The sequence below is a fragment of the Paenibacillus sp. N3/727 genome (genome assembly GCF_022637315.1).
GTDB lineage: Bacteria > Bacillota > Bacilli > Paenibacillales > Paenibacillaceae > Paenibacillus_AQ > Paenibacillus_AQ uliginis.
In genome coordinates, this window is the sequence record NZ_CP093336.1 from 1,297,602 (window position 1) to 1,318,343 (window position 20,742).

The following is a 20,742-nucleotide window of genomic DNA, read 5'->3' on the forward strand; positions in this document are numbered from 1 at the left end:
CAGTCGGCCTTTTTGTGCATCCGGCTCGCCCGAACAATAATCCGTATGCGTGGAGCGCGTATCGCAAATATGTGGGCAGCGTTCCCTTGACACCGATGAAATGAACAACGCCAGCTTCAAAGCCATTGCCCAGAGAACATGCGTCGGTCATGCTTACAGCACACTGGTTCGATGGGGGATCGAGGTTGAAGTATTTGGCTGCAAAGTTCAGCCCGGCCAACTTATTCATGCCGATAAGCACGGTTTCATGGTCATCCCGAAGGAAGATGAAGCCAGACTATTGGAGGCGTCCGTTTATATGGACGGCAATGAGTGCAGCATGGTTATACCGGCGGCACGCAGCACAGCGGGAAAGACAGTGGAGGGGCTGCTGGCAGGGATCGATGAAGCAGGCTGCCCTCGATCATTTAATCCTTATAAACATGATATAGCTTAATAGAGCAAACAATATGCCAAACGCTCCAAATACAAGCGCAGAGGGAGCAACATTTAATAACAGCCCGGAAAGCACCGGCCCCCCAGCCATTCCCATATATCTGATGAAGTTAAACATCCCTACCGCGCTTCCACGGTTATGCTCAAATTCATTCGTTATTCTAGTGGCAAATAGAGGGGTCAGCATGCCTACAGCCATCCCATGAAGAGCCAAAATGACAGACGTGCCCGCTAAAGTATACAAGTGAGCCACGGCAAATAAAAGGATGCTGGAAGACGCCAATATATTTCCAAATGCTAATAATTTTCTGAACGAAATTTTAGCTTGGAGAAACTTATATGCGATACTTCCGAGGATTAAACTTAAAGCCATGGGCAAATAAAGAAGTCCTACGATTTTTAAACTCAAATGATAGTGATCCGCTAACAAAACGGGCAAATACACCATAATCGAAAAATAGAGAAAGAATATGCAAAAACTTAAAAGAAGAACGGAGCTTCCGACTTTATTTTTAAATATGGATGTGTAGTGAAGCGCCAGAGTTTTTAGGCTTACAGCCTGATTGCAATCGATATCGTCTTCAGGGAAGAACAACCAATTGATAAGCAGCAAAATGACGGAAACTCCTACAAGAAACCAGAACACGCCGGGATAACCATACCGCTCGCCGATGAAGCCGCCTAGTACGGGTGCGGCTGCCGGAGCGACGGATAATAACATCTGATAAGTTCCCATCGCGCTTCCCCGTTGATTTCCTTGGAATAGCCGACCGATTGTCGTTGCCGCAATAAGCGGGATCGCCGCCGTCCCAACCGCTTGCAATATCCTCGAAATAAAAAATACGGTGAAATTTCTTGTAATGGCACAAGCAATACTGGCGGCAACGGTTAGCAGGATACTGGAAATAAGAACGGACCGGGTTCCTTTAAAATCAAGGAGCGATCCAAAGATAATTTGCATCACGGCTGTAATAAAGATGAAAATGGATACCGACAGGTTTACCATGGTTACGGAAACATGGAAAGAATCCCTAATCAAAGGGATGATCGGAGAATAGATGTTTTGATTCAAAGAAGCGATAAAAGCACTGATACATACCAAATATAGGATAAAATAAGAGTTTGATTTCAAGCGATTCATCATAACCATCCCATCTTGATTTCAAAATTAAATGAAGATCCATAACAAGAGTTTCAATTCTCTGTTATTCGATGAGTCATATCCTGCAAAAATTTCAGGATCACTTTTTGTTCCGATTGCGAAAATGTATCGATAAACGCATAGAATTCTTTTTCTTTTTGCTTATGAATTTTTTCATGCAATTCGAATAAGGAATGCCCTTTGGACGTTAACTCAAAATATATCTCTTTCTTGTTATCAGGGGATTGAAAGCGGGTAATAAGGCCTTCCTTTATCAGCTTCGTGCTGATTTTCGTAATATTCGCTTTCGATAGATTCATCTTCTTGGCAATGGCAATATTATTGATGGGTTGATGTTCGCCGATACATGCAATAACATGCAGACTTGTCATATTTGTAGGCAGATACGGCAGTTCCTCTTGCGCGGCCTGTTTATAAAACATCTGTATATCACGATCCGCTTTCTGTTCGTTGAGATGTAAAAAATGTAAGTAATTATGATATATTTCGTGTTTTGTAAGATTGTGATTCATTACGACAGCGCCTTCTTTCAAACATATTTGTATTGATTATCTTAGAAAATAGTTTACCAGTAAACAATTTTGATTTTATATGTTACGCCTATCGATTGTCAAATAATCGGGCCAAAGCAAAAAAGTATAGAATATCCTGTACTTCTCCCCGGTAATGTTGTATATTTCATCATGCTTGTATTCATAATGATCGGTAAAGGATCGAGCCGGAATCCCGGGTCATATAAGATATTTCGCAGAGCTATTAACGAAGGGAATGAAGTGTTTTGGATACGGAACAACAAGTACAGGGTGAAAAATACGAAAACAGCTATAAGGAATTGAAAGCAGCGGCCAACCGGACAGCAGATTGGCGGGAGCGTCTGAAAGCGGTCGAAGAATTGGGCAAGATCGACAATCCGCAAGCGCTGGATGTGCTGAAGCATCGCATGATGAATGATCCGGTCTATAAAGTTCAGCAGGCTGCTTATCAACAGCTGAAAGAAGTGGGCGAAGATGTTCAAATGCCTCCAAGAAGACAAGAAGAATTGGTTAAGGGACTTACGAAAATGCTCGTCCGAATCAAGAAAAGCCTTCCGGCTGGACATAGCTATGAAGAGTTCAAAGAGAAATTGAAAAAAATGAGAATTGATGTGTACGATACGTACGAGGGCGACAAGGGCGAAGAATTCGATAAGTGGCTAGAAGACAAATGGGCGTCACTTCGGACAAGCCAGCAAAAAGGGGTATGACACGGTAGGTGGTTCCTCACAAGGGGGAGCTGCCTTTTTTATTGATCTGAGTCGTTGGAAGAGCTGGCCTTGTTCCAAAAATTTAAATTCAAATCAGACAATTACAGATTTAGCTGGTATACTGGAAAAAATGATAATTACGTATTTATGTGGGTATACCCGGTATACTGATTAATACTAAATAACATTGAAGTTACAATATAACGGAGTGATTATGTGAGTAAAGCTAAGGGTAAGGGCGGAACAGGCAGGGGAACAGGCAAAAAGGGCTGGAACCGGTGGCAGGCCAGTGCCAACAGATCCAAAAGCGCCCCTAAACCGTATAAGAGCAAAAACACGAAGAATCAGGACAGCGCAGAAAACTCCAAAATGGATGATAGCAAATTGGACATATAGGCAGTCTGATATGTATAAACTTAGGATAGGCTGATTCCATATGCTCAAATAACTTGACGAAGAGGCAATGTAAGGGGTAGGCTGGAATCGATAAAATAGATTTAGGAGTGGTAATTTGAGGAAACACAAACCAATGTCTTTTGACGAACTGCTGATGGATTTACAGGGCCAGAGAACGATTCAGGACGATCCGAATCATGTTTCGCTGGACGATCTTTTCAATGAGACCTTTATGAGCAAGCATTCCAGCTTTAATAGCTTTGGAGCGTTTGTGGAGAAAGGCAACTTTCAAGTGCAGACACAGGAAGATATCAATAACATCCCTGATGAACTGTTCGACCGTCATGTTGCAAGGGAAACGGATTTTGCAGATTGGAAATCCATGCTGGATACAGCGACCAAGGAACATGCCAATAAACAATGAGTATAAATATGAAGTTGAGTTGAGCGTTTGAGTTAACTTGGCGGATTAGATGAAAGGCACGGGATGGTTGTTTCGTGTCTTTTTGCGTTCGGTATACAACATATGCTACGTTTATTGAAGTGGAAAGGTCTGATGCTGATACCATGCTTAGTGTAGCTATATTGCTCGTACTTGGTTCGGGGTTTCTGCATTCGGTCTGGGACATGGAACCAGCCCATTATTAGTGCCATTGCTGGGAGTAACTTTACTTAACGAACAATTATCCGCAGCAGGATGGATAGGCGTTATAACGATTGTCGTAGGCATTGCGCTGTTAAGTAACATAAAATTCAGGCGTAATAAAACTTCATTTAAGGCACCGTTGATGGCACTCGCCGTCGGGATCTGTATTGCGAGCTACATCGTCGTAGATAAATTAGCTCTAAACTACGTTCCGGCAGTCGTGTTGAATGAAGCGGCGAATGTAAGTAGTCTGCTGGCTCTGTCTTGGGCGGCTTTCCATTCCAAAGGAATGAGAAAGGAACTAAGTACGAACTGGAAGATCATCTTACTGGTGGGAGTCATCATATTAGGAGTTTGGGGTTAATGGTAGATCTTATACCTAACAATCAGTCGAGAGGAAAAGGCAGATCAACGCTGCCGGGTACAACATATGAATATACGATTATTTCAGAATTCTGATACGGAGAGGGCTGTTGATATTTGGCTAGAGGGCTCATTAAGGTCGCATCCCTTTATTGACTCTGGATACTGGGAAGCGCAAAAAGAAGCGATGGCAAGCCTGTATCTTCCTTCCTCAACAACATTCGTGTTGGAGCATGAAGATGAAGATAACGACACCATCATTGGATTTGTTTCACTTATAGAGCAGTACATAGCCGCACTATTTATTGACGTTAATGCGCAGAACCGGGGATATGGAGGAAGGCTACTGGATCATATCAAGAAAGAGCGTGACTCACTCCATTTGAAGGTATATCAGAAGAACGAAAGTGCCACCCAATTTTATAAGAAAAATGGCTTTTATATTGTTGAAGAATCGGTAGATCCAGAAACGTCGGAATCGGAGTATGTGATGAAGTGGGAACGGGAATCGTAACAGTTTAATCATAAAGCATGGTATATGTTCATACGCTAAGAAAAGAACATCAGATGATTTTTCTCTGATGTTCTTTAGTTTGAGTTTAAGTATTTTTCGTATCAGCAGATGATGGTTTTGCTTCTTGTTCACAGGTACAAATACTAATTCACTTATATTTAAAATATAGGAACTATTTTAGAAAAACAGATACACCATGCAAGACGACTATTTTTAGGAGGAATGTGTCATGAAGTATCGGAGACTTGGCCGCAGTGGCCTGAAGGTAAGTGAGATTAGCTTGGGAAGCTGGCTTACTTACGGCGGTTATGTAGAGCGGGAGAATGCAGTCCATGCGATTAAAACCGCTTATGATCTCGGCATTAATTTCTTTGATACAGCGAATGTATATGAGAATGGTGCAGCTGAAGTACTGGTCGGTGAAACGTTGAAAGCGCATCCTCGAGAATCGTATGTGCTGGCTACGAAAGCCTTTTGGCCGATGGGAGATGGTCCGAATGACCGCGGACTGTCACGCAAGCACATTATGGAACAGGCTCACGCCAGCTTGAAACGTCTGGGCCACGATTATGTCGACATTTTCTACTGCCACCGTCATGATCCGGAAACATCGCTCGATGAAACGCTGCGTGCCCTGGATGATCTTGTCCGTCAGGGCAAGGTGCTCTATGTGGGTGTCAGTGAGTGGCAGGCCTCCCAGATCGCTGAAGCGATGAATGTCGCTGACCGTTATCTACTGGACCGTATTGTCGTGAATCAGCCGCATTACAACATGTTCGAGCGTTATATTGAAAAAGAAGTGATGCCGCTCAGCGAGCGCTCCGGGGTCGGTCAGGTTGTGTTCTCACCGCTTGCCCAAGGCTTGCTGACAGGGAAGTACACGTCGGCTTCCGATATTCCGGAAGACAGCCGTGCTGCGAAGCTGGAATGGGTGCGTAAAGGCATTACGGACGAGAAGATTGCCAAAGTGTATGAGCTAGAGAAGATCGCAGATGAACTTGATTTGTCCGTTGGCAATCTGGCCCTTGCCTGGATTTTGCGTAATTCCAATGTTGCCAGCACGCTTGTAGGCGCCAGCCGTCCGGAACAGGTGACAGAAAATGCGAAAGCGTCCGGTGTAGAGCTGAGTGAAGAAATCGTGAGCCGGATTGAAGAGATTCTCGAAAAATGAGCCGTGGTTATTATCCATCCTATTATGCGTGCAAGAGATGGCTTCTGATGTGATCAGGAGTCATCTCTTTTTTTAGAAGGAAATATCCAGAATCCATTTCTACAAAATATTTCAAAAAATGCATTAACATTTTTGGTTATAGGTGGTAATATAGTTCTAGGAAAAAAGATGTGTATATGCTGCGTATACGGTACCTTGGATCTAGTAAATCATCTTGATAAAACACTTCTTTCTTCACTAATACAGAGGGTGTGTGTGAAATATGAGGGTTATTTTAGTTAACTACAGACCAAGTAATGAACACGATAGAGCTGTTTTGGAAAATAATCAAATTATTGCCAGAGTAGCTTAATTTATATATTAACAAAAAGCTGAGTTTCTCTTTAATAGAGGAAATTCAGCTTTTTTAGCTAAATGCTTAATCCAAGGAAGACACGAATCATGATGGATAGAAATCAATTATCAAAACGATTTATGCGTTGCAAGAGATTAAAAGGTAGAAAATCGGACATAGGACACGCTCAAGCCCATAACATAGTGGAGAGGATGCTAGGAAATGGACAATATCTCTTTAAAAGATCATTTGCTTCAACTGGAGGAAGAATTGCTGAAACCGGATGTTCGTACCTCTCCAGAAGAGCTTTCAAAACGTCTGGCAGACGATTTTTTTGAGTTCGGAAGTTCAGGGAACATATTTTACAAGCAGGATTGTATCGGTGAAGGTGGAATAGGTGTTCGAAACATGACGCTTCATGATTTTGAAATCCATCCTTTGTCGGAGGGTGTGGTGTTAACTACATATCGTTTATTCGATGAAACAAAAATGGTACATACGCTGCGAAGTTCCATCTGGAAGCGTGTGAATGACGTATGGCAAATGTTCTTTCATCAAGGGACACCAAGCTCTCGCCCCTATATTCCCAAGGAGGATACGAATTATCATGGATAAAAATCAATTATCTAAACGGTTTATCCAATTCGCGGCAGAATGCCAATCCAGTACGCTGTACGAGCATTTATCCCTCCACATCGCCGAAGATCCAGAGCTGCTGGAACTAAGCTCCTATGCACAAAAAGGGCAGCCGATGCCGAACCTTTTCTTTGGCGCGGTCCACTACCTGTTGTTGAACGGAAAAGAGCATAGCCTCAAAAATTTCTACCCTAGTCTCGAAAAACAACCTGAAACCGAAGGTGTATTTACTCATTTTAAAGACTTCTGCCTTGCCCACAGAGGAGAGATCATCCCGATCCTAGAGCGCAAGCTAGTGCAGACTAATGAGGTACGGCGCTGCGCTTACTTGTATCCTTCATTTTGTTATATCTACGACAAGGTGAAGAAGCCGCTGGCCTTGATCGAGATCGGAACGAGCTCAGGCTTGCAGCTGCTATGGGACCAATTCAGCTACTCCTATGGCACGGGAATAACCTACGGAAATCCGCGTGGTACAGTTCATATCACTTCTGAGATCAAGGGCGATTCAACCCCGCTGCTGCTGGATACAGCTCCGCCGGTGTCGGTCAGAATTGGAGTTGATTTGCACGTTAATGACGTATCCAATCCAGAAGACAAGCAGTGGTTACAGGCGTTAATATGGCCGGAGCATCATGAAAGACGCGAATTATTCGCGAGAGCCTCTCAATGTGTACAAGAAACACCCATACAGCTGATTGAAGGGGATGGAGTCGCTCTGCTAACACAATTAATTGACCAAATATCTACAGACTCGCTGATCTGTGTCTTCCATACCCATGTTGCCAACCAGATTCCCAAGGAAGCCAAGAAAAGGTTGACGGAGACGATTCAAGAGATTGGCAGCACCAGAGATATCGCCCACCTCTACAATAATATGAATGATGGTGATCTTCATTTGGATTATGTGCTCAATGGAAAAACGTATAATCACACGCTTGGAGCAACGGAGGGGCATGGAAGATGGTTCGAGTGGAATATCGTAGATTGAGCGGAAAATTAATCATTTTACAAGTGGAATGTGAACTCATATCGTCCAACAGGATTTAGTGAATGTTGTATAAAGTGCAATTTTATTTTGGCATCTAGCGGTGAAGCACGTATTGTTGCATAAAATACAATAATTGGGATAGGGAATCATTTATTTACCACTTTCCAGGAGGGATTGTTGTAGAATCTATAACAATATTAATAGATTCAAGTATTCTGCTTCTCCAGTGTTGTATAACATACAATATTACTTATCACATCATGTTTGATCATTGTACTTACTTTCCACTGCGCAGTGTTGCGGCCGAAAGATAATGCTCAATTGCTGACGGGATTGCCTGTCCTAGAGTTGCTGAATATAATGACCGTATCACAAAAAATGATGTCGTGTTCGACCCGATGACTCCTATCGTTTCTCGAGCGGCGCCGCCAGACTGATTAACAAAGTATGTGCTCACGCTCTCATCTACGGCTCACAGAACAAACATCGAATCATTGACGATCATATGGTTAGACGAGTCATTCAGGGAGAATTATCGTAATTCTCCCTTTTCTCGTGACTTCGTGTTAAAACAGACTAATTGGGAGCATTAAGCTAACAGGCTGGATAATGTAATGCTAGGCATTTCTGTATACTGTGGCACAACTGTGTTCAATCGTTCAATACCGCCAGATCAAGCTGACTTATGCGCTCAGGATCGGAGATCAAGTCGACTTCGGTAATCTTTCCCTGACTCATAGTAAAATTGAGTACATAGCGCAATCTTCCTTGAGGAGCCACAATGATTCCTACTGTTCCGTTAACGAGGGCTAGTTGTGCTGCTTTCTGTGCACGTCCCGAAACTTGTTTCGCTAGAGCAGTCGCTCCTCGCGTTACTCTTGAAGATCCTGTTTGACGATCGTCACGAAGAATAACGTGCGGATCGAGTGCAGCTACTAGAGTATCGAAATCGCCTGCATGCGTTGCAGCAAGAAAAGCTTGAACGACGTCGCGTTGGAGAGCAAGGTCGACTTCCTGCATTGGTTTCGCCCCGCGAACCCGGTGGCGTGCCCTGCTCGCAAGTTGTCTTGTAGCGACCTCCGACTTACCTACAATAGGAGCAATTTCATTGAAGGGCATGGCGAAAACATCGTGCAGCACAAACGTGATGCGTTCCGCAGGATTCAAATTACCGAGCACGACTAGCAGTGCAATACCGACAGAATCAGCCAATATGGCTTCTTGTTCGGGGTCAATTATATTCTCTTGGCTTGTGAAAGCATCGGGCAATTGAGCTTCTATCGATTCTTCGCGTCTAGATTTTCGCGATCGTAACATGTCGAGGCAAACCCGTGAAACAACGGTGGTCAACCATCCTCCCATATTCTCAATGCCTCTTGCATCCGCACGACTAAGACGTAACCAAGACTCCTGTACCGCGTCCTCCGCTTCGTTCAATGATCCAAGCATTCGATAAGCTACTGCCTGAAGGTGCTTCCGGTGTGCTTCGAATATATTTGCCAACCAAACCTGTTCACTCATCATTCAAACTCCCTCGCACAAAAATAAAAAAAGCCTCTATAAGTACTGACGGATGAAATCTGAACAATGTGACAAAACACCGGTCATTTGTTGGTTTTTCGTTTCTCAAGAAAATTTTGTCACAAATCCCGGGGGCGATCCGTCAGCATAGTAAGGAGCCAAAATCGGTTCTAATCAAAATTAGAGGAGTGCTTAACATGCAATCAAGAATGGATAGTCCTGCTATGATCGTACCCGATGCGACTCAAGCCTTACAAGCCCTGGGCAAAGCCTTATTTACTTCCGCAGAGAAAACAGGTATTCCGAGCCGTACGCTCTTCCTTGCGTATCTTCGGGCAAGCCAAATCAATGGGGACAGTGTATGCGTCGAACTACATTCGCGTAATGCCTTGGCGGCAGGTGAATCTACAGAGCGTCTACTGGCCGTATCGGCATGGCGTGAAACGCAATACTTCAATGATACCGAGCGTGCTGCCCTTGCGCTCAGTGAAGCTGTTACCCGACTCAATGACCGAGTAGACCCAGTGCCGGATGAAATCTTTAACGAGGCAGCCCGACACTTCGATGTGCTGGCACTGGCGACCCTGATCGCCGGGATCGCCATGGCCAACTTCTGGAATCGACTTAACGTTTCTACCAGACAGATCGTAACAGTTTCTGCGAGCAAATAATTGTAACGAATATTGCGGTCAGTAATGGAAGGGGATTAGAGGCAGATACCCCCTCCAATATTATCGCTTTTCAAAAAAGTGAAAGTGGGTATTACGATTATGGCAACAGTATTATATATTACGGCAAATCCACACGATCATGAAAAATCATACAGCATGTTAGTAGGTAAAGAGTTTGTACAGACTTATCGATCTGCAAATCCGAATGATGAAGTTATCCATCTTGATCTGTATAAAATGGATATACCACAACTTGATATAGATGTTTTTAGCGGTTGGGGCAAACTGAAAGCTGGTATTGCATTTGAACAATTGACCGAAGCGGAGATAATGAAACTAAGCCGTATTAATGAGTTGGTTGATCAATTTGTTGCCGCAGATAAATATGTATTTGTTACTCCGATTTGGAATTATTCGTATCCACCCGTTATGAAGTCATACATTGACTCCATTTGCATAGTGGATAAGACTTTCAAATATTTACCGGATATCGGCCGAGTGGGCTTGCTAAGTGATAAAAAAGCCGTTCATATTCAAGCTAGCGGAAGTTTCTTGTCACCAGGCTCAGATGATGCAGACTTAGAAATGGGTCACCGCCATCTGAAGGTCATTATGGAATTCGTTGGAGTTCCTACCTTTGAGGGGATATTTGTTGAGGGAATGGCCGCGAAACCCGAGCAAGAGCCTGCGATAAAAGAAAAGGCGATTCAACAAGCGCGCGAGGTTGCCCGAAGATTCTAACGATTGTCTAAACAAGATTTTGTCTAATACTTTATTTTCACAAAATACTTCGCGCGGACAGCTTGTCCGTCACCAGTAGGACAACTTACGCCGTCAACTGATGGACATTATGCGTTGACAGTTATAAATTTAAAAAAGAATGGATAAAGCTATCAGCTTTGAGCTGATGCTCTATCCATTCTTTTTTTAGAGATAAGAAATTGTAATATCTCGCAAGGAAAACTACCGCTAAGTGCGGTCTATCTCCTTTGAGGTACGCTCGATAGATGTTTTTCTTATGTTGCTATTTAGAAGGGGCGCTTCACTTTCTATTACTCATCCTACGGATGATGCAGCTGCCTTTCTCTCGGGTCTCCGCACCAGCAGTAAATAGCACAGCACAGCTCCTACATCAGCACCGGCTATGACGATACCCATCGGAACCGCTGTCCCATTGCCCATAATTCCTACAAGTGGCATGACCAAAGCGCCCAAAATATAAGACAGCAGTCCTAGCAGTGCAGAGGCGCTCCCTGCTGCATGCCCGTAATTTTGCAGTGCCAATGATGAGCCGGCTGTACCGACAATACCGACACAGGAAACGACGATAAAGAGCGGCGGCAGTATAAAGCCAAGCCCTGCTCCGCTCACAATGGTCAACAGCAGAACAAAGCCGCCGATCGTTGCCAACGTGATGCCTGACAGAAACAATGTTCGTTCACTGACCCGGCCTGCGAGGCGGCCTGTGATTTGACCGGCTATGATGATGCCGATCCCATTGGCGGCAAATATAAGTCCGAAGGACTGAGGGGACACCCCAAAAATGTCCTGAAGTACGAAAGGAGAGCCTGAAATATAAGCAAACATCGCTGCAGCAACAAAGCCTTGGCATAGGGCCAGTCCTACAAATCCTGGATCACGAAATAGAGTTCCAAATGTGGATAACGTGTTGGAAATCCCGCCCTTGGAGCGTTTTTCTCTGCTTAATGTCTCCGGCAATCCAAAGAGTACCGCAAGAAGCATAGCCACCCCAATAAAGGTCAATACGATGAACACACCACGCCAAGAGGTGAATTTAAGCAGCTGTCCTCCGATAATTGGAGAAAGAATGGGCGCTGCTCCATTCACCAGCATAAGCATAGAGAAAAATTTGGTGAGCTCGGATCCGGAATACATATCCCGTACAATAGCTCTTGATATAACAATGCCCGCCGAACCGGCAATGCCTTGAATAAAGCGAAGGGCGATTAACATTTCAATGGATGTGCTAAAAGCACACAGTAGAGATGCAACCCCATAGACAACCATTCCGATGATCAGCGGAATGCGTCTTCCCCGTACATCACTAAGTGGACCTGCCAGAAGCTGTCCCACAGCGAGGCCAATGAGGCAAGAGGTCAGGCTGAGCTGCGTAAGCGACGTTGTCGTATGCATGGATCTGGCCAATTCCGGCAAGGAAGGCAAATACATGTCTAGCGAAAGGGGTCCAAAAGCGGACAGGGCGCCAAGGATCAGGATCATCCATAGTCGGCTTGTACTTGGTTTACTGCGTATAACGGTCTCCGAATTGTTTCTTGTATTTAGTTCTTGTCCTAATTCACTCATGAATGTTCCGAACCTTCCCTTTCTGTCAAAATAAAATGCACGCATCTATAGACATTAGCACAAAAAGGTACAGTATGGCGATTAAAAAATGTGCCAAATTAGCTAATTAGATGAGAGGTTGCTAGGTATTTGACAATCCTATCCCCTTCCACCAGAATATAATTTGTGATGTAACTTTATTCATATAATTGGGAGTTTTGTACATGAATGAGGAATCAGACAAGTTGTCTTTTCAGGAGAAGCTGGATCGAATGGTCCATTCACTCCGTTCAGAAATAATAAATGGTATAAGAAAGCCGGGGGCGTTTCTTCCTTCGGAAAGCGCGCTGGCTAAGCAGTTTAAGATAAGCAATAAAACAGTCCGCAAAGGGCTGGAACTTCTGGTGGAAGAAGAACTCATTGTGAAGATTGACCGGGTTGGGAGCATGGTCTCGAAGGAGCAGAAGCCGATAATCGTAAACTTCGGCTGCAATCCTTCCTTGTCAGAAGATATCGTGATGGATCAACTGCTGGAAGAATTCCAACGACTGCATCCATCTATTCATGTCCGGGCTATCCCGCTTGATTTCTTCGAACATGTGACTTCTGCCGGCGAAATGCTCTCAAGCGGGATGCTGGATGTCGTGTCTTTTAACAACTGGCAGTTTCAAGAGATGTGTGAGACCGGAACCGTATTGCCGCTGCTGGAGCCGCTTGAGTCGGACGATGGGATATACCGGGTCGCCAGCGAGGCGTTTCGGCATGAAGGGCAGCTGTATGCAAGGGTCGTGTCATTCTCGCCGGTCGTCTTATGTTACAACAAGGAGCATTTCCAAGAAGCGAAGCTGCAGGAACCTGACAGCTCGTGGACCTGGGATGATCTGCTGGATACGGCCCGAAAGCTTACGAAGTATAGCGGAAGGCACTCTATTTATTTTGTCCCTGCTGCCTTGAACAGGTATCCGGTATTTCTGCTCCATAGTGGTCTAGTGGGAAGCGCGGAAGATGTAGCTGTTAATAGCCTGGATGAGTTGGACGGAAATACGGGGCGTAAGCGGAATAATGCTCCGGGGCTGGCCTATAGTCTAAGGAAACTCAGTGATATTGTGAATGACCATACGATTTTTCCAAAATACTTCTCAGGAAGTAGCGAAGATGACTCCATCTCGCTGTTTATGCAGAAGCGGGTATCCATCATTTTGACGACTTACTTCAGTCTGAACGCATTCAAGGGAAAGAGTCTGTCGTACGACATTTCACCTGTACCTTTGATGAACCGTGGTGGTGAGCAAAAAACGCTGCTTGTATCGATTGGGGTTGCGGTAAACCGCAGATCGAAAGAGAAGGAGGCGGCCCGAACGTTTGTGGAATTTCTGGCGTCACCTGCAGCGCAGGCTATCATCAGGGAGAAGACGATCAGTATCCCGTCCAGGAAGATGATCGCAGAAGAGCCAGCAACCGAAGATATTAACCGCCCATCGCGTTATTCCATGTATCGGGAGCTGTTCCCGAGCTTTATGTATCACAATCAGCTTGGCTTATCAATTCACTCGATGAAGCAATTCAGCAGCAGCCTGAAGGAATTCTGGTCAGATATCATCGACGAGAAGGAACTATATGCCAAATTGGAAAGTTATTTTTCGGATAACAAGTAAATTGAATATATGATGTGGTTGACTGTTATGCAACGCCACACCGCACTTTTGGAGTTTCGCGCGGTGTGGTTTTTTTGTTGACAAAAAAATTATGCTGTTTTTATAATTATCGTACATCAGCGTACATCAATTAACGGTGAAGAAGTGTTTGTATCGATCTGTGAGTAGTGTTTCGTGAACTAATTGTAAATCAAAGGAGGCTGAACGAACTTGAAAGCGCATCCATTTATACGCAGTGAGAGCATTAAGTTAGTGACGAAAACGTGAGGAATGGGAGGGGAATAACATTATGCCGACAATTGGAGTGACCGGTATTGTACTTCTGGTCGTGTTGGGTCTTTTACTGTTCGGTCCGAAGAAGCTGCCTGAGCTGGGCCGTGCCGTTGGAACGACAATCCGGGAGCTGAAGAGCGGGGCTGCCAAAATCATTTCGGAGCCGACGAACCCGCAGGATAAAGATTGACTATAGGATTTATACGCATAGAGTCTATTCAACTGAAGGAGGTTTCTCCATGAATCATGAAGAATGCAGTTCAAATTCAAGCTCAGCTGTAAGCAGACGCAAAGCGCTTCAGGTGTTGGGCGCCGCCGGGGCAGTCGTTGTTGGAAGCGTGCTGGGTTCCAAGCTGACTTTTGCCGATGAAGTACAGTCACAGTCTCAGAGCGCAGAGGCTCAGGGAGGACAAACCAAGGTTGAATTTGTGTCTGACGTAAAAGCGCTGTTAGCGATCAATCCCAAACGGCTTAAAGCAGACGCTATTGTATATGTCGCAGGTTACTACAAAGCCGGGGACGGCGGGGGGAAATGGGTTCGCTGGGCGGCTGACAGTAGTAAAGAGGACAACGGTGGAACAGTTCATGCAGCTAGAGGCCTCGGATCAGGCCGCTGGGAAACCATTCATAACGGGGTGGCCGACTTCCGCTGGTTCGGTATATTCGATGCACAGAGCAATGCGGATGATGCGCTGGCAGCGATGGTGAACGATCTTTCCATCCACAGGGTTGAGGCGCATACGCCTTTGAATTTTGTAAGACGGCATATGTTTCACCGCAGCGGGATTGAACTCGATTTTGGCGGACACCGGGTGACGACGGATGGAATCGAGCTCAATACCCGGGATAATCCGTTTGGTGCCGTGATGTTTTTTCAGGGACAAGCTGCAGGTGCGGCAAGCAGTATTACGTTAAGTACCGACATTCCGGAAGGCAGTGATGTACTGCAGGTACAGAACTCCTCCACTTTTGCGCTAGAGGATTGGTGGATTGCCCAAGTGTCGCCCCAGAAGGGCGGCAAAGCCCAACGTGAGTTGGATTATATGGTGAAGGTGACGGAGATCATCGACGCCACTCATATACGGATCAATTACAAGCTCGGCTGGAGCCTTGAAGCGGGACGTACCATTACATATACGAAAATGAATCCTGTTTACCGGTGCAGTGTGCGCAACATGGAATTTGTCGGTGTGCCTGTTCCTCCGACAGAATCAACGAGTCAAAGGCCGTTCGAAACATGGGATCAGATCGGCTCTAACCCGGTCGCTTATGAATTTGCTGTTGAATGTGACGTGTCCGGGGTTCGGGCGACTAAAGTATTTTGGCCGGTTGTTCAGCGGCGTTACTGCTCTCACTATGTAACAGAAAGCTGCGAGCTGATCAATCCAGAGGAACGGGACTGGGGTGGCACAGGGTACTTAACCCAGCAGTTGAATGTGCTGTACGGTAACGTTCGGAACTGCAATACGAGTAATGCCCGTCACTTGAACGATTTTACGTGCGCTGCCTATTGTCTGGTCGAGAACTGCCACGGCGACGGAGATGATTATGGTCCGTTCGTAACCCACGGCCAGTTTGAACATGATCTGACGTATATCGGCAACTCCGGTCTGCTGTCGTTCGCCAACAGTGGCACACATTGGGGCGACAGTGCCAAACGGATCACAGTTAAGAAGCACATCGCCACACGGATTGTAGCCCATAAAAAGCTGACGGATCTTACGCTGGAAGACTGCTACGCCATCAACAAGCCAGGTCTCAGTAATTCCGGTTCGATCTGGGCTAACGTTGACGGCCTTCAAATCCGGGGCTGTACGGCCGAGAATATGATTACTTTGTCGCAAAGCTCGGTACGTTCCAAGCGTCCGAACGCCATCGAGAATTGTTCTTTTGGCATGTTGAAGGGGTATGAAATTGCCAGACCGATCCGGAGCGAGGCGGTAGGTGTAACTCCGGTGTCCAGCGATCTGTTGATTGCTAACTGTGAGTTCACATCGGTGGAGGATGTCAATATTGGAAGTATCAACAGGCTGACCATCCGGGACACCTGGTTTAGAGGGACTTCAGCATCGACAGGTATGGTGCGTGTCGGAAGCAAGGAAGTGATGATCAGCGGCGGAGGATTAGACAACTGCGGCTTGGTCTTCACAGGAGCTTGGGACCATATCAAGACAGGTACGATGGACCAGTGTCTGACCGTAGAGGGTGGAGCGGTATTCAAAGGAACAAGCGGCGAGAACGCATATGTTAAGCATGAAGCTGCAGGCGGAACCTTTACGCTGCACTACGGCAGCTGCCAGAGTCTGGCGGATGACGCCCGTACACTGCACTTTCAGATGACCGATGGCAAGCTGAACTTTAAGGCAGTGGGGGCTCGTTTCAAGGGAGGTCAATACGCCGCTTCGGAGGGAAGTATTGCGAAGGGGAACTATTTCTTTCTGACGTCTTGCATCGAAGAGAAGGTGAACCGTTCGTCGCTCCCAGCTGAAGGAGCATCGGTTCAGCACAGCACTGGGAACCTGATCATCGGTTGAGTACAAGGGGGGTGCCCCAGGTCAATAGACCTTGGGACACCCCCTTCGTTATGCAGTCTATTTTGTTCTCCCATACTGTTTGCCATAAGAAACAATCCGATGATATAAGCTTTTGTCTTTCAAAGCTTTAAGCGGGTAAAATTGAGGCCGTGTATTTACTTCTAGTATCCATGGTTTGCCGCTTTGATCCAGAGCGACGTCCAGCCCCAGCTCCTTAAAGCCCTTGTAATGCCGATCAAAGTTATGCCCCACAGAAACACCGAGTTGCTTCAGTTTGTGTTCCATCTGTTGTATGGAGATGCTGTTAAATTCTGAACGGGCCATCGTTTTATTAAAATATTCAACGGTTCCGCCTTGATTGTAATTTGTAGCGACCTTGTTTGGCTTGCCGACTTTCGTAAACAATCCGGTGCTTACCCAAGAACCGTTGCTCGTCTTTTGAACCATGACACGAATATCGAATGGCTTTCCGTTGCTTTTGGCTAGACGGATTCCTTTTTGCAGCAAAAAATCTTTCTTCCCTGCAAACCGTTTCAGTCCTTTATAGAGCTTTTCTTGCGTCGTGTAAGTGGTTTTGACGGTATTGTACTGGGTCTGATACCCCCCGTCCTTTTTTTTGATACGGATTATATTATTCCCGCCGGAGCCGCTCGTCGGTTTGAAAAAAACAGTGGAATAGGAGGAGAGCATGGACGTCAGGTTGCTTTTACTGAAGGGCAGTGTTGCCGGCACATATTGCTTTAAATGGGATTCTTCCAGAAGCCATTTGGTCTTTTTCCACTTGCTCTTAATTGTGCTGCTCTTATAGGTCATGGGAAAGAGCCCCACCTCTCTTTTTTTCCAGCATATGAATTGGAATAGGAGCTTGTCGCCACGTTTGCCTATCACAATGAAGCCCACTTTTAGAGATTTAGACTTCTGTAGCTGTGTTGTCTGGATCTTCTCATCTTTATAAATCCGTATGCAGAGTTAATAAAGTGTTATTTATTTCGAAGGCGATGCTGAATTATGATGAATACTAAGGGAGGTGATGTAGGACTAAGGCAGGTGAAAAATATATTTCAGGAGGGAATATATTCATGTTAAATCGGCGGGGTGACCAGAGAAGATCCAGGCTTTACTTATGAGGGAATGTCCAGAGCCATCCCAGTTCCTATCACTTGAATGAATTGGTCAGTGAGATGGAAAAGGGTATGTTTCAGATGGGAGGAAAGTCTGCCATCTACACAACTACGGATATATGATCGGGATCGTGCTGGATGCGAAGCTGTTTGACGACATTCACCGTAAAGTCCCCGTCCTGGTAGATACGAAAACAGCTGGAAAATATCCGATGGAGCTGTTCTGGTATGCGGACGGCGTACCTTTTGTCATGGATAAGATTAAGGATTTTCTTCATCTTGATGCGCTGACTGTAACGGGACAGACGGTTGGCGAGAATATCGAGGAAATGCGGAATAATGAAATGCGCAATTATGAGGAGATGTTTCTGACCAATTACAAGCTGAACCGGAGAAACGTTATTTACCCGCTGCATAAGCCGCTGAAAACGGAAGGCTCTTTGGCTGTACTGAACGGAAATCTTGCTCCAGAAGGAGCTACGATTAAGAAATATGCCGTCGCATCGGATATGCAGGTGCATACCGGGCCAGCGCGGGTATTCGACAGCGAGCGTGAGGCTGTTGATGCTTATATTACCAAGCAGATTTACTTAAAGCGGGGAGATACTGTCAGTGTAGAAATCGAAAAGCTTGGCACTCTGACGAATGTATTCTCTCGAAAAAATATTTACCATGAAATGGATTTTGAGATATGGGATAATGTCTATGAAATCTTATTCTAAATAAGGTGGGAGATTGGAAATATGACAAAATTTATAATTCGAAGGATGCGGCAGCCGGACGATTTTTCGGCGGTTGCGCAGCTGTTGAATTGGATCTGGTCGGAACCGACGACAGCGGAACGCTTGAAGGCAGAGGAGGACCAAATTCCTCCGGGGAAGCTGGATTACAATGAAAAGGGCGAGCTTATGGGATGGGACCGTCCCCAATGGGTGGCGGAGGACGAGTTTGGTCAAGTTGTTGGCTATGCGATCGCGTGGCGGGCTCCATGGACGGATCCCGGAACATTAATCCAGACCAATGTCGTTCATCCGGAAAGTCGAGGGAACGGGATAGGAAGAGCTTTGCACGATACGCTTCATCAGTGGGCTGCAGAGGTCAAAGCCTCGCGTTTAATCAGCTTTTTGAGAGAGACAGATGATCGTTCGGTAGCTTTTGCGGAACGTCGCGGCTACGTAAAGGAACGCCACATGTTCGAATCCGTTCTGGACCTGGCATCGTTTGACGGCGGTAATCTGTATGATGCGATCAATGAGGCAGAACAGGCCGGAATCCGGTTTGTTACGCTTGCAGATGAGCCGGGGGAAGCGAGTGAAAGAAAGCTCTATGAGCTGTATAAGGTCACTCATTCGGATATACCAGGCTACGCTGGCGACTTTCCCTGGTTTGAAGAATGGAAAAAGTGGAGCATCGGGCAAGCCGGTGCGCGCCCGGAATGGATCCATATCGCCAAGGATGGCGATCGCTACATCGGCGTTGTCACGTTGCAGCAGAACGAGCAGACACAAGCGATGTATCACGAATACACCGGCGTGCTTCCGGAATACCGCGGCCGCCGTATTGCACTTGCCTTAAAGATGCTCGGCGTGCAAACGGCCCGTGTATGCGGAGTCCCCTATTTGAGAACACACAACGACTCTATGAATGCCCCCATGCTGCGAATTAACCGTGATCTGATCGGTTTCCGGGCGGAGCCCGGGAATTACAAGATGGTGTGCGAGCTTTAGTTGAGCACGCAGATGCAGGGAAATGATAGAGAAGAATTGCAGATGGTAGGTGAAAGGATGATAGATAATCGTTTGCGCCGCATCAATTGCGGAGCTTATTGGGAGTGTTCTTCTATCATCTGTTCTTCTATCACCTGCACTCTATCAAAAAACTTAAATTCCAATTATATTAAGTATTTACAAATATATAATATATGATAAACTTATAGTGTATTTACCATAAAAAGGAGATGATAGAGTCATGAAGAGATTGGTAACGTTGTTATCGGTGCTTGCTTTATGTATTGCCTCACTCTCCACAGTTGCTTCTGCAAACAGTGTATACACCTGGCCCGTACCTGAATCAACAAGGATCACACAAGGTTTCAGCAGTGGCCACAATGGAATTGACATTGGAGCCAAGACTGCTGGTGTAGCCGGCAATAAGATTGTCGCCTTCTATGGCGGTACCGTGTCAAGATCAGGTTGGTCAACAAGTTATGGTTGGGTCGTCTACATTCATCATGTCATCAACAATACGAATTATCAATCCAGATACGCTCACATGAACCAATCACCTTCCGTATCTCTCAATCAAAATGTAAGTAAAGGGACCACCGTCGGTTACATGGGTCAGACGGGGGATGCCACTGGTGTCCATCTTCATTTTGAGACAAGAAAATGTGCAAGTGCCTGCCAAATAGACAATTCCTCTACTCCCGTCAATCCGATAACGAATTTCTTCCCTGAATACAGTATTGCCTCAGATTTATTCACGACCGAGGAGACGGATTTGTTGCCGGTGCCGGATTTCATTCAGCTCGAGGAGGATGAAGTTTTCTACAGCATGGAGGACATTCAGAACATGTCGGTTGAGGAACGGATAGAGAAGGGGATTCCAATAGAATAGTTTGCATTACGGTACTCCATACCGGAGTACGATATATCATATTTTTCAGGACAAAGGGGAGGCCTCCATTTGATGGGGAGCCTCCCCTTTTTAACTCTGTTTATATGCCAATCTATCAATATAAACATAAGGTGTACTGATTATTTTGAAGAGTTA

At 45.6% G+C, this 20,742-nt stretch carries 22 protein-coding genes; 17 read left to right on the plus strand and 5 right to left on the minus strand.

Going from position 1 to position 20,742, the window contains the following annotated elements; translation table 11 throughout:
* Positions 1-49 precede the first annotated feature (49 nt).
* Positions 50-436, plus strand: coding sequence for an RraA family protein (locus MNQ98_RS05755; protein WP_241932329.1), 387 nt, complete (start codon positions 50-52; stop codon positions 434-436).
* Here the strand turns inward: MNQ98_RS05755 and MNQ98_RS05760 are convergent.
* Together MNQ98_RS05760 and MNQ98_RS05765 are read right to left on the minus strand one after the other, a co-directional pair.
* Complete coding sequence (locus MNQ98_RS05760) at positions 404-1,576, minus strand: MFS transporter (protein WP_241933855.1); 1,173 nt, start codon at positions 1,574-1,576, stop codon at positions 404-406. The two genes, MNQ98_RS05755 and MNQ98_RS05760, sit on opposite strands and share 33 nt — an antisense overlap.
* Before the next feature lie 53 nt (positions 1,577-1,629).
* On the minus strand, positions 1,630-2,109 hold the full coding sequence (locus MNQ98_RS05765; protein ID WP_241932330.1) for a MarR family transcriptional regulator: 480 nt from the start codon (positions 2,107-2,109) through the stop codon (positions 1,630-1,632).
* Positions 2,110-2,375: 266 nt separating this feature from the next.
* On the opposite strand from MNQ98_RS05765, the gene MNQ98_RS05770 reads away from it, so the two are divergent.
* The 8 genes from MNQ98_RS05770 to MNQ98_RS05805 all read left to right on the plus strand — a co-directional run bounded on the left by MNQ98_RS05770 (position 2,376) and on the right by MNQ98_RS05805 (position 7,891).
* Positions 2,376-2,840, plus strand: coding sequence for a HEAT repeat domain-containing protein (locus tag MNQ98_RS05770; RefSeq protein WP_241932331.1), 465 nt, complete (start codon positions 2,376-2,378; stop codon positions 2,838-2,840).
* 216 nt (positions 2,841-3,056) lie between these two features.
* Positions 3,057-3,236 carry a DUF3934 family protein gene (locus MNQ98_RS05775; protein WP_241932332.1) on the plus strand — a complete coding sequence of 60 codons (180 nt, stop codon included), beginning with the start codon at positions 3,057-3,059 and terminating at the stop codon, positions 3,234-3,236.
* Positions 3,237-3,369: 133 nt separating this feature from the next.
* The gene (locus tag MNQ98_RS05780) at positions 3,370-3,660 is read left to right on the plus strand and encodes a hypothetical protein (protein ID WP_241933856.1); all 291 of its coding nucleotides are present in this window, start codon (positions 3,370-3,372) and stop codon (positions 3,658-3,660) included.
* A gap of 223 nt (positions 3,661-3,883) precedes the next feature.
* The gene (locus MNQ98_RS05785) at positions 3,884-4,246 is read left to right on the plus strand and encodes a hypothetical protein (RefSeq protein WP_241932333.1); all 363 of its coding nucleotides are present in this window, start codon (positions 3,884-3,886) and stop codon (positions 4,244-4,246) included.
* Between the two features lie 66 nt (positions 4,247-4,312).
* Positions 4,313-4,759, plus strand: a complete 447-nt coding sequence (locus tag MNQ98_RS05790) for an N-acetyltransferase (protein ID WP_241932334.1) — start codon at positions 4,313-4,315, stop codon at positions 4,757-4,759.
* A gap of 229 nt (positions 4,760-4,988) precedes the next feature.
* Entirely contained in the window at positions 4,989-5,930 is a 942-nt protein-coding gene (locus MNQ98_RS05795) for an aldo/keto reductase family protein (protein WP_241932335.1), read from the plus strand.
* Positions 5,931-6,486: 556 nt separating this feature from the next.
* Complete coding sequence (locus tag MNQ98_RS05800) at positions 6,487-6,879, plus strand: nuclear transport factor 2 family protein (protein WP_241932336.1); 393 nt, start codon at positions 6,487-6,489, stop codon at positions 6,877-6,879.
* A complete protein-coding gene (locus MNQ98_RS05805; RefSeq protein WP_241933857.1) occupies positions 6,869-7,891 on the plus strand; it encodes a DUF2332 domain-containing protein in 1,023 nt (340 codons plus the stop codon). Before MNQ98_RS05800 ends, MNQ98_RS05805 begins: the two co-directional genes overlap by 11 nt.
* Positions 7,892-8,542: 651 nt before the next feature.
* On the opposite strand, the gene MNQ98_RS05810 is transcribed toward MNQ98_RS05805, so the two are convergent.
* Entirely contained in the window at positions 8,543-9,412 is an 870-nt protein-coding gene (locus MNQ98_RS05810; protein WP_241932337.1) for a sigma-70 family RNA polymerase sigma factor, read from the minus strand.
* A gap of 68 nt (positions 9,413-9,480) precedes the next feature.
* Between MNQ98_RS05810 and MNQ98_RS05815 the strand changes: the two genes are divergently transcribed.
* The gene (locus tag MNQ98_RS05815; RefSeq protein ID WP_241932338.1) at positions 9,481-10,083 is read left to right on the plus strand and encodes a carboxymuconolactone decarboxylase family protein; all 603 of its coding nucleotides are present in this window, start codon (positions 9,481-9,483) and stop codon (positions 10,081-10,083) included.
* A gap of 99 nt (positions 10,084-10,182) precedes the next feature.
* On the plus strand, positions 10,183-10,824 hold the full coding sequence (locus MNQ98_RS05820) for an NAD(P)H-dependent oxidoreductase (RefSeq protein WP_241932339.1): 642 nt from the start codon (positions 10,183-10,185) through the stop codon (positions 10,822-10,824).
* A 315-nt stretch (positions 10,825-11,139) separates the two neighbouring features.
* Here MNQ98_RS05820 and MNQ98_RS05825 read toward each other — a convergent pair whose 3' ends face one another.
* Positions 11,140-12,324 (minus strand): multidrug effflux MFS transporter, encoded by a 1,185-nt coding sequence (locus MNQ98_RS05825; protein ID WP_481856761.1) that lies wholly within the window; start codon positions 12,322-12,324, stop codon positions 11,140-11,142.
* Positions 12,325-12,611: 287 nt separating this feature from the next.
* Here MNQ98_RS05825 and MNQ98_RS05830 point away from each other — a divergent pair, with 287 nt between their 5' ends.
* From MNQ98_RS05830 to MNQ98_RS05840, 3 genes are all read left to right on the plus strand, one after another.
* On the plus strand, positions 12,612-14,042 hold the full coding sequence (locus MNQ98_RS05830) for an extracellular solute-binding protein (protein WP_241932341.1): 1,431 nt from the start codon (positions 12,612-12,614) through the stop codon (positions 14,040-14,042).
* Between the two features lie 289 nt (positions 14,043-14,331).
* On the plus strand, positions 14,332-14,505 hold the full coding sequence (locus MNQ98_RS05835) for a twin-arginine translocase TatA/TatE family subunit (RefSeq protein ID WP_208915562.1): 174 nt from the start codon (positions 14,332-14,334) through the stop codon (positions 14,503-14,505).
* 49 nt (positions 14,506-14,554) lie between these two features.
* Positions 14,555-16,849 carry a hypothetical protein gene (locus MNQ98_RS05840; protein ID WP_241932342.1) on the plus strand — a complete coding sequence of 765 codons (2,295 nt, stop codon included), beginning with the start codon at positions 14,555-14,557 and terminating at the stop codon, positions 16,847-16,849.
* A gap of 57 nt (positions 16,850-16,906) precedes the next feature.
* On the opposite strand, the gene MNQ98_RS05845 is transcribed toward MNQ98_RS05840, so the two are convergent.
* Complete coding sequence (locus MNQ98_RS05845) at positions 16,907-17,662, minus strand: YheC/YheD family protein (RefSeq protein ID WP_241932343.1); 756 nt, start codon at positions 17,660-17,662, stop codon at positions 16,907-16,909.
* A gap of 427 nt (positions 17,663-18,089) precedes the next feature.
* Between MNQ98_RS05845 and MNQ98_RS05850 the strand changes: the two genes are divergently transcribed.
* From MNQ98_RS05850 to MNQ98_RS05860, 3 genes are all read left to right on the plus strand, one after another.
* A complete protein-coding gene (locus MNQ98_RS05850; RefSeq protein WP_241932344.1) occupies positions 18,090-18,692 on the plus strand; it encodes a dihydroxy-acid dehydratase domain-containing protein in 603 nt (200 codons plus the stop codon).
* Positions 18,693-18,713: 21 nt separating this feature from the next.
* A complete protein-coding gene (locus MNQ98_RS05855) occupies positions 18,714-19,697 on the plus strand; it encodes a GNAT family N-acetyltransferase (protein ID WP_241932345.1) in 984 nt (327 codons plus the stop codon).
* A gap of 241 nt (positions 19,698-19,938) precedes the next feature.
* A complete protein-coding gene (locus tag MNQ98_RS05860) occupies positions 19,939-20,586 on the plus strand; it encodes a M23 family metallopeptidase (RefSeq protein WP_241932346.1) in 648 nt (215 codons plus the stop codon).
* Positions 20,587-20,742 lie beyond the last annotated feature (156 nt).

Bases quoted from the DNA above. Each gene is read 5' to 3' on its own strand.
- MNQ98_RS05765 (WP_241932330.1), bottom strand. From the start codon at position 2,109: ATGAATCACAATCTTACAAAACACGAAATATATCATAATTACTTACAT.
- MNQ98_RS05840 (WP_241932342.1), top strand. From the start codon at position 14,555: ATGAATCATGAAGAATGCAGTTCAAATTCAAGCTCAGCTGTAAGCAGA.
- MNQ98_RS05845 (WP_241932343.1), bottom strand. From the start codon at position 17,662: ATGACCTATAAGAGCAGCACAATTAAGAGCAAGTGGAAAAAGACCAAA.
- MNQ98_RS05850 (WP_241932344.1), top strand. From the start codon at position 18,090: ATGATCGGGATCGTGCTGGATGCGAAGCTGTTTGACGACATTCACCGT.
- MNQ98_RS05830 (WP_241932341.1), top strand. From the start codon at position 12,612: ATGAATGAGGAATCAGACAAGTTGTCTTTTCAGGAGAAGCTGGATCGA.
- MNQ98_RS05810 (WP_241932337.1), bottom strand. From the start codon at position 9,412: ATGAGTGAACAGGTTTGGTTGGCAAATATATTCGAAGCACACCGGAAG.
- MNQ98_RS05825 (WP_481856761.1), bottom strand. From the start codon at position 12,324: ATGATCCTGATCCTTGGCGCCCTGTCCGCTTTTGGACCCCTTTCGCTA.
- MNQ98_RS05820 (WP_241932339.1), top strand. From the start codon at position 10,183: ATGGCAACAGTATTATATATTACGGCAAATCCACACGATCATGAAAAA.
- MNQ98_RS05760 (WP_241933855.1), bottom strand. From the start codon at position 1,576: ATGAATCGCTTGAAATCAAACTCTTATTTTATCCTATATTTGGTATGT.
- MNQ98_RS05790 (WP_241932334.1), top strand. From the start codon at position 4,313: ATGAATATACGATTATTTCAGAATTCTGATACGGAGAGGGCTGTTGAT.
- MNQ98_RS05795 (WP_241932335.1), top strand. From the start codon at position 4,989: ATGAAGTATCGGAGACTTGGCCGCAGTGGCCTGAAGGTAAGTGAGATT.
- MNQ98_RS05835 (WP_208915562.1), top strand. From the start codon at position 14,332: ATGCCGACAATTGGAGTGACCGGTATTGTACTTCTGGTCGTGTTGGGT.
- MNQ98_RS05860 (WP_241932346.1), top strand. From the start codon at position 19,939: ATGAAGAGATTGGTAACGTTGTTATCGGTGCTTGCTTTATGTATTGCC.
- MNQ98_RS05855 (WP_241932345.1), top strand. From the start codon at position 18,714: ATGACAAAATTTATAATTCGAAGGATGCGGCAGCCGGACGATTTTTCG.
- MNQ98_RS05800 (WP_241932336.1), top strand. From the start codon at position 6,487: ATGGACAATATCTCTTTAAAAGATCATTTGCTTCAACTGGAGGAAGAA.
- MNQ98_RS05780 (WP_241933856.1), top strand. From the start codon at position 3,370: ATGTCTTTTGACGAACTGCTGATGGATTTACAGGGCCAGAGAACGATT.